The sequence below is a fragment of the Pseudomonas aestuarii genome, assembly GCF_027988105.1.
Taxonomy (GTDB): domain Bacteria; phylum Pseudomonadota; class Gammaproteobacteria; order Pseudomonadales; family Pseudomonadaceae; genus Aquipseudomonas; species Aquipseudomonas aestuarii.
In genome coordinates this window covers 90,849-107,484 of the sequence record NZ_JAQJZJ010000005.1, presented here as the reverse complement: position 1 = coordinate 107,484, position 16,636 = coordinate 90,849, and the positions used below count along the sequence as shown (strand labels likewise).

Annotated in this window: 10 protein-coding genes; 6 read left to right on the top strand and 4 right to left on the bottom strand. The window is 64.0% G+C overall.

The window, feature by feature from the left end; translation table 11 throughout:
• Nucleotides 1-42 precede the first annotated feature (42 nt).
• Nucleotides 43-1,062 carry a Leu/Phe/Val dehydrogenase gene (locus PH586_RS12310; protein ID WP_271348054.1) on the bottom strand — a complete coding sequence of 340 codons (1,020 nt, stop codon included), beginning with the start codon at nucleotides 1,060-1,062 and terminating at the stop codon, nucleotides 43-45.
• A gap of 179 nt (nucleotides 1,063-1,241) precedes the next feature.
• On the opposite strand from PH586_RS12310, the gene PH586_RS12305 reads away from it, so the two are divergent.
• Nucleotides 1,242-2,042, top strand: coding sequence for a SirB1 family protein (locus PH586_RS12305; protein WP_271348053.1), 801 nt, complete (start codon nucleotides 1,242-1,244; stop codon nucleotides 2,040-2,042).
• 355 nt (nucleotides 2,043-2,397) lie between these two features.
• Here the strand turns inward: PH586_RS12305 and PH586_RS12300 are convergent, their stop codons facing one another.
• The 3 genes from PH586_RS12300 to PH586_RS12290 form a co-directional block, all read right to left on the bottom strand.
• Nucleotides 2,398-4,920, bottom strand: coding sequence for a helix-turn-helix transcriptional regulator (locus tag PH586_RS12300; protein WP_271348052.1), 2,523 nt, complete (start codon nucleotides 4,918-4,920; stop codon nucleotides 2,398-2,400).
• Nucleotides 4,921-5,075: 155 nt separating this feature from the next.
• Nucleotides 5,076-6,446 carry a DUF1329 domain-containing protein gene (locus tag PH586_RS12295; RefSeq protein ID WP_271348051.1) on the bottom strand — a complete coding sequence of 457 codons (1,371 nt, stop codon included), beginning with the start codon at nucleotides 6,444-6,446 and terminating at the stop codon, nucleotides 5,076-5,078.
• 28 nt (nucleotides 6,447-6,474) lie between these two features.
• Nucleotides 6,475-8,241 (bottom strand): DUF1302 domain-containing protein, encoded by a 1,767-nt coding sequence (locus PH586_RS12290; protein WP_271348050.1) that lies wholly within the window; start codon nucleotides 8,239-8,241, stop codon nucleotides 6,475-6,477.
• A gap of 263 nt (nucleotides 8,242-8,504) precedes the next feature.
• Between PH586_RS12290 and PH586_RS12285 the strand changes: the two genes are divergently transcribed.
• The 5 genes from PH586_RS12285 to glyA all read left to right on the top strand — a co-directional run bounded on the left by PH586_RS12285 (nucleotide 8,505) and on the right by glyA (nucleotide 16,544).
• A complete protein-coding gene (locus tag PH586_RS12285) occupies nucleotides 8,505-9,911 on the top strand; it encodes an NAD(P)/FAD-dependent oxidoreductase (protein WP_271348049.1) in 1,407 nt (468 codons plus the stop codon).
• Between the two features lie 430 nt (nucleotides 9,912-10,341).
• Complete coding sequence (gene gcvH / locus PH586_RS12280; RefSeq protein ID WP_238042242.1) at nucleotides 10,342-10,725, top strand: glycine cleavage system protein GcvH; 384 nt, start codon at nucleotides 10,342-10,344, stop codon at nucleotides 10,723-10,725.
• 9 nt (nucleotides 10,726-10,734) lie between these two features.
• The gene (gcvP, locus tag PH586_RS12275; RefSeq protein ID WP_271348048.1) at nucleotides 10,735-13,590 is read left to right on the top strand and encodes an aminomethyl-transferring glycine dehydrogenase; all 2,856 of its coding nucleotides are present in this window, start codon (nucleotides 10,735-10,737) and stop codon (nucleotides 13,588-13,590) included.
• 263 nt (nucleotides 13,591-13,853) lie between these two features.
• Nucleotides 13,854-15,230 (top strand): alanine/glycine:cation symporter family protein, encoded by a 1,377-nt coding sequence (locus PH586_RS12270; protein WP_271348047.1) that lies wholly within the window; start codon nucleotides 13,854-13,856, stop codon nucleotides 15,228-15,230.
• 60 nt (nucleotides 15,231-15,290) lie between these two features.
• A complete protein-coding gene (gene glyA / locus PH586_RS12265; RefSeq protein WP_271348046.1) occupies nucleotides 15,291-16,544 on the top strand; it encodes a serine hydroxymethyltransferase in 1,254 nt (417 codons plus the stop codon).
• Nucleotides 16,545-16,636: the final 92 nt, after the last annotated feature.

Below are 16,636 nucleotides of genomic sequence, written 5' to 3'. Positions count from 1 at the left end.
GCATTGGCCGCCGCCGACGCTTATGGCGCAGGTCTGCGGCTGTCAGTCATACAGCACGGCCTCCGCGAGGGCATCGGCGATCCGCGCCGGCGAGCGATGATCAGCCTCGGCCTGGGCATAGATCTCGGCCAGGCGCTGGCTGATCTTCGCCATGTGCGCGGTGATTGCCACCTGACTGGCCCCCTTGTGGCGCAGGGCCACATAGATCAGCCCGCCGGCATTGATCACGTAGTCCGGCGCGTAGAGAATCCCCCGGCGCTGCAGGGTGTCTGCCACCTCGGTACTGGCCAACTGGTTGTTCGCCGCTCCGGCCACCGCCGAGCATCGCAGCTGGCCGACGCTTTCGGCATTGAGGATGCCGCCCAGGCCGCAGGGCGCGAGAATATCGCAGCGGCTGCCGAGTAGCGCGGCGCTGGGCACCGGCTGGGCCCCCAGTTGCTCCACCGCCAACCTCACGCGACCCGCATCCAGGTCACTGACCAACAGTTCGACACCGGCCGCATGCAACTGCTCGGCCAGGGCGTAACCGACATGGCCGAGGCCTTGAATGGCAACCCGCAGGCCTTCCAGGTCGTCGCTGCCCAGACGAGCCAGGGCGGTGGCGCGGATCCCGGCGAACACGCCCATGGCCGTGTGTGGTGAAGGGTCGCCCTCGCTGGTGGTGCTGGTCACGTGCTGAGTGTGCTGGGCGATGCAGTCCATGTCGGCACTGGAGGTGCCGCTGTCGACAGCGGTGATGTAGCGCCCATTGAGCGTCTCGATAAAGCGCCCGAACGCTTCGAATAGCGCACCGCGATTGTCGACATGCGCCGGGCGGATAATCACCGCCTTGCCCCCACCCTGAGCCAGGCCGGCCAGCGCGGCCTTGTAACTCATGCCCTGGGCCAGGCGCATGGCATCACGGATGGCACTCTGCTCGTCGGGATAAACCAGGTAGCGGCAGCCGCCCAGAGCGGGCCCCAGTCGCGTGTTGTGGATGGCGATAATCGCCTTGAGGCCCGTGACCGGATCCTGAGTGAGGTGCAAGGCCTCAAGCCGGGCGGCTTCCATCATGGCGAACATGCTGAGGCTCCCTTACTGCTGGTTACAGCCAGTATAGGTGCAGCCCCCGAAAATGCCCGGCCAGGCCGGCATAACCACAGCCGTAAGCAAAGCCAGGCTGTATAAACAGCCAATCCAGGCACAACACTGGACGCCGCCCCACCAAGGCGGTTACAACCGAGTCTTGCGCAGAGGTGATCATGAGCCCACGCCAGTGCTGTCTTGCCTGCCTTGAACGAGAACCGCCCGCAGTCTTCGAGGCGGCGCTATGGATTGCCGCCGAACACGATCCGACGCTGCAACCGGCCGACGTGCTGCGCGAGCTCAGCGCGCTGCAGCAGCAAATCAGCCTCGGCTTGCCCGCCTTGCCACCCCGGGAACTCGCACAACCGCTGCTGCGGCGCCTGAATGAGCTGGATTTTCGCGAAGACGACAGCCCGCCACGCCCGCAGAGCGCCTTGCTGCACAAGGTTATCCAGCGCCGCCGCGGCCAACCGCTGTCACTGGCATTGGTTGCCCTGGAGCTGGCACGGCGCCTGGAAATCCCCTTGCAAGGCGTGAATTTTCCCGGGCACTTCCTGCTGCGGGTAACCGCAGCCGATCACCTGCTCGACCCCTGCGGCGGACGGCGCCTGTACACCCGTGACTGTCGCGAGCTGCTGACCCGCTACCAGGGGGCCCAGGCCGAACTCAGTGCCAGTCACATGGGCGCCTGCGATGGTCGCAGCATGCTGCAACGGCTATCGCGCAACCTGCTGCACCTGCACCTGCTGGAAGAGGACTACCTCGCGGCATTGAAAGATGCCGAACGCGTGTTGCTACTGGGCACGCCTACGGCTGCCGACCACCTGGCCCGTGCCGAACTGTATCAGCGCCTGGAGTGCCCCCAGGCTGAGCGTTTCGATGTGCAGCACGCCCTGCTGCTCTGTGACGATCCGGCGCAACGCATGCTGCTCACCGAGCGCCTGCGCCAACTCGCCACGCCGCCGGCGCTGCATTGATTCACCCACGCAGAGGTCCCTTCGGCGCGCAGCGACAACCCGCCGGATTCTGTGTCGCGCCGGTGAGCCATGGCCTACTGCCTGCGGCGAGTAGCGCCCTACGGATCGCGGATTGTTCGAGATCGTAGGGCGGCCTCGGCGCGCAGCGACAACCCGCCGGATTCTGTGCCGCGCCGGTGAGCCATGGCCTACTGCCTGCGGCGAGTAGCGCCCTACGGATCGCGGATTATTCGAGATCGTAGGGCGGCCTCGGAGCGAAGCGACAGCCCGCCAACGGCATTTACACCAACAGCTTCTGGCCTACTGCCTGCGGCGAGTAACCCCCCGGCGCTGTGACGGCGAGCCATTCCCCGACTTACAACAGCCCCAACACCTTGGCCTGCGCCACTGCCTGGGTGCGTCGGGCCACGCCGAGCTTGCCGTTGATCCGCCGCGCATGGGTCTTCACCGTATGCAGGGAAATAAACAGCTGTTCGGCGACCTCCTGATTGGACAGGCCCTCGGCAATCAGGCGCAGCACGGTCAGCTCGCGGCAGCTGAGGCAGGCATCTGCCGCCGGCACCTCGGCCGCCAGGGGGAGTTCGTCGGCGGCGAACCACACGCCCTGGTAATTGAGCCGCTGACGCAGACTTTGCGCGGCCTGACGGGCCTGGTTCGCCGCTGACACATCGGCGCAGGCGCTGCAGGCCTCGGCATAGCTTGACCAGAGTTCACTGGCGAACGCCTGGCGACCCTGGGCCACGGCCTTATCGAGCAACTTCTGCAGCGCCTCGCGGACATCTGCGCCTCGCGCCATGTCGAGGCACAGCAGTAGATGTTCCAGACGCAGGAACAGTTCGGGAAAATTCGGTGGCGGCACGCTGCTCTCTCGTCGGTGGCCCAGCACTCGGGTCAAGGCTTCGCGAGCACGCTCGTGGTGCCCCTGATAGATCCACAGACGACTGCTGGCCAACAACAGCACGCCGCGATACAGGCCGTCGCTAACCCGATGGCGCTGCATCCAGCGCTCGGCCTCGCCCAGGTGAGCGAAAGCGGCGGGAATATCACGCCGGCAGGTGGCCAGTTCGGCCAGGCCCAGATAACCATGAAAGGCCCCCGGATCGGCCTCGGCCAGCGCGCCCTCGAGTCCGGCCTGCAGGTGGCTCGCGGCGTGCTCGATGCAACCCTGGCGCAATGCCAGGCGCCCCAGACGCAGCAGAATCCGGCCGCGCACCGGCGTTTGGGGCAGCGACTGCGCGTCCATCTGCTCAAGTACCCGTTGCAACAGCGCCTCGGCGCGGGCGAATTCGCCACGCGCCTCCAGCAGCAGCGCATGATCAAGCTCCAGCAATGCCTCGAATACGCCACTACCGCAAAGCCGCGCCTGCTTCAGCACCTCGTAGCTGAGGTGTTGCGCCTGCTCCAGGTGACCTTCGCCGATGGCGATCTGGGTCAGCACCGAACGGCACAGGAGGGCCTGGGCCCAGGCGGCATCCGGCAACGCCGGCAGCGCCTCGAGCAAGTGCGCGCGCGCCTCTGCTCCTTTGCCACGACCATAGGCGGCAATCCCGCGAATCGCTTGCCACTGGGCAAACAGCTCAGTCAGGCGTTCGGCATCGGCCCGCGGCTGAAAGCGTGCCAGCTGATCGACACAGACCTGCGCCTCCCCCGGGCGCCCAACCAGCAACAACGCCCAGGCGTGGAGCAGGATCAGCCGTGGCGTGCTGGTCAACAGGCTTTCAGGCAGCTCGTTGCGCCAGTGCAGAATCAACGCCAGATCCTGGCCCTGGAGCAACTGTTCTTCAGTGAACCGCTCGAGAAAACTGGCCGCGACTTCCGGCTGGCCACCCTTGAGCGCATGCTCCACCGCCGCGCGTACTTCACCGCGGGCGGCAAACCATTGGCTGGCCTGCAGGTGCAGGCGGGTGCAAGGCGCGGTTTTCGCTCGCTGCTGCAGCAGATGCGCCAGTGGCGGGAAGACTTCGAGCCAGTCTGCCGCACCTTCTACTTCACTGATGAACAGGCCGCGTGCGCGCAGCGCTTGCAGCCAGGTGGCGCCCTCACCTACGCCCAGCAAATGCTCGCAGAGCTCGTCGTTGAACTGCGGAATCTGTGCCAACTGGCAGAGTGCGTGCTTCAGTTCGGCAGACAGGCCCTGCAGCACCTCATGCTCGATGTAATCGCGCAGCAACGCATTATGTTCCTCACACAGCAGCGACCCCGAACCTTCGCGCTCGCCCTGGGCAGCCAGCAGGCGCAGGGCCGCCGGCCAGCCGCGGGTAAGGCCAAACAGGCTCTCCGCGCGGCTGGAACGCAGCGTATCCACATGTTGTAACCAGGCAGCAACCTCACCCGGGGTGAAGGCCAGATCCGCGCCGCCCAGTTCGAACAACTCGCCCTCCAGCAACAGGCGCGGGAAGTTGCATAGTGGGCGCCGCCGGCTGCCAAGCCACCAGCAGAGGTTGGGCGGCGAAGCGCAGAGCAGACGATCGAGGCAGGCGTCGAGCTCATCATCGAGCTCGCGTGGATAGTCGTTGAGCATGAGCCACAGCGCACGCTCCTCCTGCTGCACCGCAGCCAACAGTTCGGCTTCACTCAAGCTCGACGGATAGCCCAGGGTGACGGCCAGTAGACGACAAAACTCTGCTGGCGAGGCTAGCTGCCCTGCGCAGTTGAGCCACAGCGGTGAGTATTCGGGCGGACAGTCGCGGGCGCAGTCGGCGAGCAGCACCGACTTGCCGAACCCTGCCGGGGCGACCAGCAAACGCAGGCGACAGTCCTGGGCGAGCAAAAGCCGCTGTAGCTGCTCGCGCTGAACATGCCCTGGCGGTTGGCGCGGCAACAGGCCTTTGGCACAGGATGGCAATGCGATAGGCGGAGATGGCGCGTAGGCGGTCATGACGGCTCGTATTGATTTTGTAGGGGAGCTTTGCCCACGAGACTAGACCCGAACGTTGGCATGCAATAGCTATATCAGCCTAACTAATATTCGGCGATAAAAAAAAGGCGGCCCGAAGGCCGCCCAATTTAGGAGGAGCAATGACTCGGCCAGTCTTAGCGCACGCCGGAACTGCGCAAGGCTGCCGGGGTGTAGTCGGCGGCACTGGCCTCGAACCCGAAGACGTAGGAAGACTTCTCCTCGTTCTTCATGCCCAGGGCCAGGTAGCGTCCGGCGATGATGTCGTACAGCGCCTCTAGCGTGTAACCCGTCATCTTGTGGTTGTAGTAGCTCTGGGCATGTCCCTCGGCGACGCGCCACAATTGACCGCGGCCATCGTAGTGATCGACCAGGGCCAACTGCCAGCTGTCCTCGTCGAAGTACATGTGACGCTTGGCATAGATATGCCGCTCGCCGGACTTCAGCGTGGCCTCGACTTCCCAGACCCGGTGCAGCTCGTAGCGGGCCAGGTCCTGGTTGATATGCCCGGCCTTGATCACGTCGTCGTACTTCAGACTGGGCGAATCCAGCTTGTAGCTGTTGTAAGGAATGTACATCTCCTTCTTGCCAACCAGCTTCCAGTCGTAACGGTCCGGCGCGCCGGAGAACAGATCGAAGTTGTCCGCGGTGCGCATGCCGTCCGAGGCGGTACCCGGGCCATCGTAGGCCACCTGCGGGGCGCGGCGTACGCGACGCTGACCGGCGTTGTAGATCCACGCCAGGCGCGGTTCCTTGACCTGGTCGATGGTCTCGTGCACCAGCAGCACGTTACCCGCCAGGCGCGACGGCGCGGTTACCCGCTGCTTGAAATACAGGAGGATGTTCGCCGCCTTGGCCGGGTCGACATCGGGCATGTCGGAGGGAAAGGCGATTTCGTCCTCGAACTTGACCAGGCTGTAGGAGCCGTTGGTTTGTGGCGTGGCCTGAGTGATGTAGCGCTTGACGTTGCCGCCGCGGTAGCGAGTGATGTGGTTCCACACCACCTCGACCCCGGTCTTCGGGATCGGGAAGGCATAGTAGTGGCTGTCGCTGAAGTTCTGCAGGCCATTACCACCGTCCACCGTGGTGGTGTGGAGAGCACTCTGCTTCGCCGCAGCATAGATCTCATCGGGCAGCGCAGCACTGCGATGGGTCGGGTAGACCGGGATCTTGTAGGAGTCGGCATAGCGCTTGAACATCGCCATTTGCCCAGGGGACAGCTTGTCCTTGTACTGCTCGGCATTGGCGGCGGTGATGGTGAACAACGGCTGCTCGCTGGCGAACGGGTCGGCGAGGAAGCCATTGCTGTCGACCGCGGCGGCGTTGGTTGGCAGGCCGCCAGTCCAGGCCGGGATGCTGCCGTCGGCGTTGCCGGCCATTTGCGCACCGATCGGGGTCAGGGTGGTGCCCAGTTGCGCGGCCTCTTGCTCGGAGACGGCGGCCATCACACTACTCGCCAGCAGCGTCAGGGCCAACGCACCGGTTTTCAGGATTCTTGTCGTTTTCATCATGTACGGATCCTTTGCGCGTTGTTGATCAGAAGTTCATACCGAAACTCAGGGCCACGAAGTCACGATCGGTAGTCGTGTTGTAGTCGCCACCGAAGAAATCGGTGTAGCTGAGGCTCGCGTTGTAAGTGTTCTGATAGTCGGCACTCAGACCGAGGCTGACGGCCTTGCTGCCTTCGTTGAAGTTCGGCCCATAGCCATCGACGTCATGCGACCAGGAGACACTTGGGGTCAGGTTAATACCGGCCACCACATTACTGTAGTCGGCACTGGCACGCAGGCGGTAGCCCCAGGAGTTGCTGGTATAGAAACCGTCGCCCTGGCACTCGTCCGGGTTGGCCGAGTTGAACGCGGCGCACACGCCCGGCACGCTGAACTCACCAGCGCCGTAGATCGGGTCACGACCGAAGCGCAGCTCGCCGACCTCGTCCTTGATACCGCTGATGTGGTTGTAAGCGACCTCACCGATCACGGTCAGGCGGCTGGCGCCGAGTACCCGGTCGAAGAACTGCAACGCGGTGATCTGTGCCTGAGTGAACGGCTTGCGCTCGTAACCGTGGATATCGGCGCTGGCAACGTTGCTGGCGTGGCCCGTTTCGAATACCGGGTTGAACGGCAGGCCAAGGGCGGCGAAGGACAGGTCGGTGGAGTTGATCTGCATTGGCATATTCGGCCGGTAGCTGAGTTCACCGGACAATGCGGTGCCGCCGACATTGGTCTGGAAGCTCATGCCATAGAGACGAATGTCTTCCGGGTATTCGACGAAGTAACCCGCGTTCGGCGCACCGGGAATGAAGGAGGCGAAGTTCGGGGTGGTGGTGCGGATAGTGCTGAATACCGGGCTGCGGCTATGATAGTTCATGGCATACAGGCCAAACTCGGTATTGTTCAGCTGCTCGGCGAACCAGCGCAAGGCCAGGCCGTACTGACCGCTGTCACGCGCATCCCGGTCGCCGGCACGCGGAATGTAGGCGTTGTCGACGAACGAGTTGGTCGACTCGCCCGGCGGCAGATCTGGGCCGAGCACCACCAGGCGATCCTCGCAGCCATCGGCGATCACATCGGCGGTGGAGAAGAAGGTGCCACAGTTGTCCGCTACGGTCTGGTCCCACTCCAGTTGGTAGAAGGCCTCCATGCTGACGCTGTCAGTCAGGCTCTGCGACAGGTAGAGCATGTTGACCGGGATCAAGCCTTCCTTGATCTCCGCGCCGGGACGACGGAAAGCGGCCGCATCAACCGGGTTGATCGAGTTGATCGAGTTCTGCACAAAGGTGCTCTCGCCCCAGCTGACCACCTGCTTGCCGACCCGCACGCTACCCGGCTGATCGCCGATGCTGTAGTTGTGGTAGATGAACGCATCGAGAATCTGCGCGCCGGAAGACTGCGCCGCCTCTTTGCGATTGTGGTCCTGGATGTCATAGAACTGTCGGCTTTCGTCCTTGGTCTCGAAGTCGTACCAATACTTGCCGCGGATGAACATCCCGGTGTCGCCGTATGTCACCTGGAGATCATGAATACCCTTGAAGATCTTCGAAAAGGTCTCGCCTTTCTTGAAGTTCAAACGCCCGTCGTCAGAGGTCCGCGAGGAGGCCTTGCCGCCGCTGGCGACCGAGACGAACTCCGGATCGGCATCGCGCACACCCCAGCTAGCGCCGACCGACAGCGAGGAATCGAACTGCGCTTCGAGCTCGCCGACATTAAAAGTAATCGCCTGGACCGGCGCGACACAGCCTAGAGCGACGGCAACTGCCAGTGCGCACGGCTGGAAGATTGCATGCCTTGTTTTTGTTGTCATGCGGCTCTCCTGGAAAGCATGGTTTCGTGTTGAGCCACCAAGCTACCCAGCGCCACCCGTTCGGATAAGCGCCCGAAAGAGTGATTTGCCATGTCAACCGAAAGAGTGAGTACCGCTCTACCACGCAGCATGCCTGCCGCCTTATGAGCCGGCTAGATGGGTTGCCATAGCGCCGGTGAATGGTCTTCGCAAACTGCCGGGGCGGGACAATGCGCCTTGCGCCGGCTAGGCTGGCGGCCAGTGCACACCCAAGGAGAGCCATGATGTCGCCACACCTGCCCATCAGCCTGTGGATGGATCAACTCGACCAGCCCCTGACCCCGCGCCCGGTGCTGCAGGGCCGCCTGGACGTCGACGTGGCGATCATTGGCGCCGGTTACACCGGCTTATGGACCGCCTACTACCTCAAACGCCAGGCGCCCGAACTGCGCATCGCCATAGTCGAAGCCGAGTACGCCGGCTTTGGCGCCTCCGGGCGTAACGGCGGCTGGCTGATGGGCAACTTGCTCGGCGAGGACCGCTTGCTGGCCGGCTTGCCTGCCGAACAGCGGCGGGCTGCCTTCGACCTGCTGCACGGCATCCCCGACGCAGTGGCCGAGGTGCTGCAACGCGAAGGCATCGCCTGCGACTACCGCAAGGGCGGCGTGCTCTATTGCGCGGCGCGTTACCCGGAGCAGGAGCGCCGCCTGCGCACCTGGCTCGACTCGCTGTACGCCGAAGGCCTCAGCGCAGCCGACTACCGCTGGCTGGCGCCGGACGAACTGAACCAACAGTTGCGCATCAACGGCCCGCTCGGTGCCATCCACAGCCCGCACTGCGCGACCATCCAGCCAGCCAGACTGGTGCGCGGCCTGGTCCAGGCGGTCGAACGCCTCGGCGTGCAGCTGTTCGAGCAAAGTCGCGTGATGCATTGGCAGCCGGGCCTGCTGCGCACGGCCCAAGGCGAACTGCACGCCGACTGGGTGGTGCCTGCGGTGGAAGGTTATGCCGCCGAGCTGCCACTGCTACGACGCTATCAGCTGCCGGTGCAAAGCCTGCTGCTGGCCACAGAACCGCTGTCGGCCAGCCAGTGGGACGAGATCGGCCTCGATCGCGGCCAGGCCTTCAGCGAATTCAGCCGCCAGGTCACCTACGGCCAGCGCAGCGCCGACGACCGCCTGGTGTTCGGCGCCCGTGGCGGTTATCGCTTCGCCGGCAAGCTGCGCCAGGACTTCAACCTGAATGCCGAGGAAATCGGCCTGCGCCGCTACCTGTTCGGCGAGCTGTTCCCGCAGTTGCGCAACGTCGAGGTCAGCCATGGCTGGGGCGGCAACCTTGGCATGGCGCGGCGCTTCCAGCCGCACATGCTGCTCGACCGCGACAACCGCATCGCCCTCTCCGGCGGCTACGGCGGTGAGGGGGTCGGTGCCAGCAACCTTGGCGGGCGCACCCTGGCCGACCTGATCCTGGGCCGTAGTAGCCAGTTGACCCAGCAACCCTGGGTGCTCGGCGAACGCCCCCTGTCGGCCCTCAAGGCCTGGGAGCCGGAACCCTGTCGCTGGCTCGGCTACGCCGCCATCATGCGCAGCTTCGCTGCGGAAGACCGGGTACTCGCCAACCCGCACAGCCCAGCCTGGCGCCGCGCCCTGGCCGCCAGGCTGGCGGACGCAATGGAAGGACTGATGCGCTGAGCGGCACCTGCGCGCCGTGCTCGTTTAGCTAGAGGGGCTGGCAGCGATCCGCCTTCAGCCCTCCAAATAGAAACCCGTGCAGGACTGAAACGAATTGCTCGCCGCACCAACTGCCGGAGGCGATGCGCCGTATTCAAACCAATACACCGTACTGAATTCAATACACGAGCGACATAAACCTGCCAACCCGCGACATCAACGGCTTTGTCAGGGTGCTTTTGTCCCCGCCGCCCCCTTTCGTATCGAATTCGATACACGGCTATTTTCACAAACCACCATGAAAATCATGTAAGCCATTGATTTAATTGATAAAAATAACAATGGCACCGCACTTGCTATGATCTCTGGCAAAGCGCTCGCTGCCTGGCACGAGCACCTTGATCATCGCCCAAACAAGAATCGGGCGAGTCTGACTACTTGAGGAATTCACATGAGCGAGTTGCGTTTTACTGTTGAACACGAATGGCTGCGTCAGGATGCCGATGGTCTGGTCACCGTGGGTATCACCGCCTACGCTCAGGAAGCCCTGGGTGATGTGGTGTTCGTGCAACTGCCAGACTTGCAGAGCTACGCCGAAGGCGCAGAAGTCGCAGTACTGGAATCGGTAAAGGCTGCCAGCAACATCGCCATGCCGCTGGACGGCGAAGTGCTTGAGGTCAACGCCGAGCTGGACGCCAGCCCGGAACTGGTCAACGAAGACCCGCTGGGCAAGGGCTGGTTTTTCCGTTTCCGCCCGGCCAATGCCAGCGCCGTGGCTGACCTGCTCGACCAGGCCGCTTATGAGCGCCTGCTCAACGCCAACGCCGACGCCTGAGAGAATCCAATGACCGATCTGACCACCCAGAACGAATTTATCGCCCGGCATATTGGCCCGCGCGACTCCGACACTGCGGCGATGCTCAGCACCCTCGGTTTCGACTCCCTTGATGCCCTGACCGCCAGCGTGATTCCCGAGAGCATCAAGGGCACCAGCGTACTCGGGCAAACCCCGGGCCTCAGCGAAGCCGATGCCCTGGCCAAGATCAAGGCAATTGCCGGCAACAATCAGCAACTCAAGACTTACATCGGCCAGGGTTACTACGGCACCCACACGCCGAGCCCGATCCTGCGCAACCTGCTGGAAAACCCGGCCTGGTACACCGCCTACACCCCCTACCAGCCGGAGATTTCCCAGGGCCGCCTGGAAGCGCTGCTGAATTTCCAGACCCTGATCATCGACCTCACCGGCCTGTCGATCGCCAACGCCTCCCTGCTCGATGAAGCCACCGCCGCCGCCGAGGCCATGACCTTCTGCAAGCGCCTGTCGAAAAATAAGGCCAGCAACGCCTTCTTCGCCTCGCAGCACTGCCACCCGCAGACCCTCGATGTACTGCGCACCCGCGCCGAACCGCTGGGTATCGAGGTAGTGGTCGGCGACGAAAGCACCATCAGCGACGCCAGTGCCTACTTCGGCGCACTGCTGCAATACCCGGCCAGCAATGGCGATATCTACGACTATCGCGAGCTGGTCGAGCGCTTCCACGCCGCCAATGCCCTGGTGGCCGTGGCCGCCGATCTGCTGGCCCTGACCCTGCTCACCCCGCCGGGCGAATTCGGTGCCGACGTGGCCCTGGGCAGTGCCCAGCGCTTTGGTGTGCCACTGGGCTTCGGTGGCCCGCACGCCGCCTACTTCGCCACCCGCGATGCTTTCAAGCGCGACATGCCGGGCCGTCTGGTCGGCGTTTCGGTCGACCGTTTCGGCAAGCCGGCCCTGCGCCTGGCCATGCAGACCCGCGAGCAGCACATCCGCCGCGAGAAGGCCACCAGCAACATCTGCACCGCCCAGGTGCTGCTGGCCAACATCGCCAGCATGTACGCCGTCTATCACGGTCCCGAGGGCCTGAGCCAGATCGCCCAGCGCACCCACCAGCTGACCGCGATTTTCGCCCAGGGCCTGGTCAACCTCGGCCTGGCCGTGGAGCAAGCGCACTTCTTCGACACCCTGAGCGTGGCCAGCGGTGAGCGCACCGCACAACTGCACCAGCAGGCGCGTGCAATGGGCATCAACCTGCGCGAGATCGACGACCAACGTCTGGGGCTGTCCCTGGACGAAACCAGCGACCAGGCTGCCGTCGAGCGCCTGTGGGAAGTCTTCGCCGAGCCGGGGCACAGCCTGCCAAGCTTCGCCGAGCTGTCCGCCAGCGTCGCCTCGCGCCTGCCGCAAGGCCTGCTGCGTCAGTCGGCAATTCTGGCGCACGAAGTGTTCAACCGTTACCACTCGGAAACCGAGCTGATGCGCTACCTGCGCAAGCTCGCCGACAAGGACCTGGCCCTGGACCGCAGCATGATCCCGCTGGGTTCCTGCACCATGAAGCTCAACGCCGCCAGCGAAATGATCCCGGTGACCTGGGCCGAGTTCGGCAACCTGCACCCCTTCGCTCCGGCCGCACAGAGCCAGGGCTACCAGCAGCTGACCGATGAACTCGAGGCCATGCTCTGCGCCGCCACCGGCTACGACGGCATCTCCCTGCAGCCGAACGCCGGCTCCCAGGGCGAATACGCCGGCTTGCTGGCGATCCGCGCCTACCACCAGAGCCGCGGCGACGAGCAGCGCGACATCTGCCTGATCCCCTCCTCGGCCCACGGTACTAACCCGGCAACCGCCAGCATGGCCGGCATGCGCGTGGTGGTGACCGCCTGTGACGCCCGCGGCAACGTCGACATCGCCGACCTCAAGGCCAAGGCCGAAGAGCACAAGGAGCGCCTGGCTGCGCTGATGATCACCTACCCGTCGACCCACGGCGTGTTCGAGGAAGGCATCCGCGAGATCGCCCAGATCGTCCACGACAACGGCGGTCAGGTGTACATCGACGGCGCCAACATGAATGCCATGGTCGGCCTCTGCGCCCCGGGCCAGTTCGGTGGCGACGTCTCGCACCTGAACCTGCACAAGACTTTCTGCATCCCGCACGGCGGTGGCGGCCCGGGCGTCGGTCCGATCGGCGTCAAGGCACACCTGATCCCCTTCCTGCCCGGCCACGCCAACATGGCGCGCAAGACCGGTGCGGTCAGCGCCGCGCCGTTTGGCAGCGCCAGCATCCTGCCGATCACCTGGATGTACATCAGCATGATGGGCGGCGAAGGCCTCAAGCGCGCTTCGCAGGTGGCGATTCTCAACGCCAACTACATCGCTCGCCGCCTGGAAGAACACTACCCGGTGCTCTATAGCGGCGAAGGCGGTCTGGTGGCGCACGAGTGCATCCTGGACATCCGTCCGCTCAAGGACAGCTCCGGCATCAGCGTCGACGACGTGGCCAAGCGCCTGATCGACTTCGGTTTCCACGCCCCGACCATGTCCTTCCCGGTCGCCGGCACCCTGATGATCGAGCCGACCGAAAGCGAATCCAAGGAAGAACTGGATCGCTTCTGCGACGCCATGATCGCCATCCGCGAGGAAATCCGCGCGGTCGAACGGGGCGAACTGGATGCCAACGACAACCCGCTGAAGAACGCGCCGCACACCGCCCTGGAACTGGTCGGCGAGTGGAGCCACGCCTACAGCCGCGAGCAGGCGGTCTACCCGGTCGCCAGCTTGGTCGATGGCAAGTACTGGCCGCCGGTCGGCCGGGTCGACAACGTGTTCGGCGACCGCAACCTGATCTGCGCCTGCCCGTCGATCGAGGCGTATCAGGAAGCCTAAGGCGATGGCCTTGGCCCGGATGCAATCCGGGCCAAGGAATAAAGGTCGCTGAGCCTTGTCGGCGACCGCCTAAGTGTTCGCAGGGGAGCGGCGTGTTTCTTGTGTCGGCAAAACCATGATGCATACCGCTTCCTTGCAACAACCTCATTGCGCCCACGCGTGAACCACTAACGATCCGAATATCCCCATAGCAGCAAACCGCCAAAGCCCTTATCCGGTACGGGTCACCCCCGTGCCCATACAATAAAAAACAGGTGCTATTCATGGAATTCATCAACAACCTAACCAATCAAATCAACGGCCTGGTCTGGGGTCCACCTATGCTGGTGGCGATCCTCGGCACTGGTCTGTTCCTCATGCTGCGCCTCAAGTTCATGCCTCTGGCGAAGATCGGTGCGGGCTTTCGCCTGTTGTGGCAAGGGCGCAAGAAAGACGACGAAGGCAGCGGCGAAATCAGCCCGTTCCAGGCGCTGATGACCTGTCTCGCCGCGACCGTCGGCACCGGTAATATCGCCGGCGTCGCTACCGCCATTTTCCTCGGCGGCCCCGGTGCACTGTTCTGGATGTGGTGCACGGCCCTGGTTGGCATGGCCACTAAATACTGTGAAGTGGTGCTGGCGGTGCATTACCGCGAGACCGATGAGCGCAAGGAACACGTCGGCGGACCGATGTATGCGATCAAAAATGGCCTGGGCAAGAAGTGGCTCTGGCTCGGTACCGCCTTCGCCATCTTCGGCGGTTTCGCCGGCTTCGGCATCGGCAACATGGTCCAGGTCAACAGCATGGCCCATGCCCTGACGGACACCTTCGGCATACCGTCCTGGGTTACCGGCGTGGTGGCTATGGTCTTCGTCGGCCTGGTGATCCTCGGTGGTATCAAGCGCATCGGTAAAGTAGCCGCGACGCTAGTGCCGGCCATGTGCGTGATCTATGTCGCCGCCGCCATCGTGGTCTTAATCGTTAACGTCGACGCCATTCCGGGTGCCTTCGAACTGATCTTCACCCATGCCTTCAGCCCAACCGCTGCCACCGGTGGGTTTGCCGGTGCAGCAGTAATGGCGGCGATTCGCTTCGGCGTCGCGCGTGGCATCTTCTCCAACGAGGCGGGGCTCGGCACCGCCGGTATCGCCCAGGCCGCCGGCACCACCCACAGCTCGGTACGCTCGGGCCTGATTGGCATGCTCGGGACCTTTATCGATACCCTGGTCATCTGCACCCTGACCGGCCTGGCGATCATCGCCTCCGGCGCCTGGACCAGCGGTGCCAGCGGTGCCGGCCTGTCGGCGGCGGCCTTCGAGTCGGCCATGCCCGGCTTCGGCGGCGCCATCCTCAGCATTGCCCTGGTGGTCTTCGCCTTCACCACCATCCTCGGCTGGAGCTACTACGGCGAGAAGTGCTGGGAGTACTTAGTCGGCACCAAGTCGATCCTGCCATTCCGCATCGTCTGGGTGCTGGCCGTGCCGTTCGGCGCCATCGCCCAGCTGGACTTCGCCTGGCTGGTCGCTGACACCCTCAACGGCCTGATGGCACTGCCCAACCTGCTATCGCTGCTGCTGCTTAGCCCGGTGGTGGTCAAGCTGACCAAGGAATATTTCGCCCGCGAAGGCCGTGTGACCGGCAACGCCCCGGCACAAAAGTAAACCATACCCTTATCAACGCGACCGCTGGACGGTCGCGCCCTTAGTACAGGACCGATCCCGATGTTCCATAAAAGCCTGAACCTGAACAACTACGACCCGGCCCTGGCCGACGCCATAGCGGCAGAAGAGCGCCGCCAGGAAGACCATATCGAGCTGATCGCCTCGGAAAACTACACCAGCCCGGCGGTGATGCAGGCCCAGGGCACCGGCCTGACCAACAAGTATGCCGAAGGCTACCCGGGCAAACGCTATTACGGCGGCTGCGAGCACGTCGATGTGGTCGAGCAGCTGGCCATCGATCGGGCCAAGCAGCTGTTCGGCGCCGACTACGCCAACGTCCAGCCGCACTCCGGCTCATCCGCCAACAGCGCGGTCTACCTGGCCCTGCTCAATGCTGGCGATACCCTGCTCGGCATGAGCCTGGCCCACGGTGGTCACCTGACCCATGGCGCTAAGGTCAGTTCTTCCGGCAAGCTGTACAACGCCGTGCAATATGGCATCGATGGCAATGGCCTGATCGATTACGACGAAGTCGAGCGCCTGGCCGTCGAGTGCCAGCCGAAGATGATCGTGGCCGGCTTCTCCGCCTACTCCAAGACCCTGGATTTCCCGCGTTTCCGCGCCATCGCCGACAAGGTCGGTGCCCTGCTGTTCGTCGACATGGCCCACGTCGCCGGTCTGGTCGCCGCCGGCCTGTACCCCAACCCGCTGCCCTACGCCGACGTGGTCACCACCACCACCCACAAGACCCTGCGCGGTCCGCGTGGCGGCCTGATCCTGGCCAAGAGCAATCCCGAGATCGAGAAGAAGCTCAACTCCGCGGTGTTCCCCGGCGCCCAGGGCGGCCCGCTGATGCATGTGATCGCCGGCAAGGCGGTGTGTTTCAAGGAAGCCCTGGAGCCGGGCTTCAAGGACTACCAGGCGCAGGTGATCAAGAACGCTCAGGCCATGGCGGCAGTCTTCATCGGCCGCGGCTATGACGTAGTGTCCGGCGGCACCGACAACCACCTGTTCCTGCTCAGCCTGATCAAGCAGGGCCTGACCGGCAAGGCCGCCGACGCCGCCCTCGGCGCCGCGCATATCACGGTCAACAAGAACGCCGTGCCGAACGATCCGCAGTCGCCGTTCGTCACCTCCGGCCTGCGCATCGGCACGCCGGCAGTGACCACTCGCGGCTTCAAGGAAGGCGAGTGCCAGGAACTGGCCGGCTGGATCTGCGACATCCTCGGTGATCTGGACAACCCCGCAGTGATCGAGCGGGTTCGTGGTCAGGTCAGCGACCTTTGCGCGACTTTCCCGGTCTACTCTGCATAAGTAACGCACTGGTTCAGTACCGACTGTAGGAGCGGGGCGGACGCCAAGTGCCATGCCCGCGAGTATCACGGCATAGCGCGGGCATGGCCCCG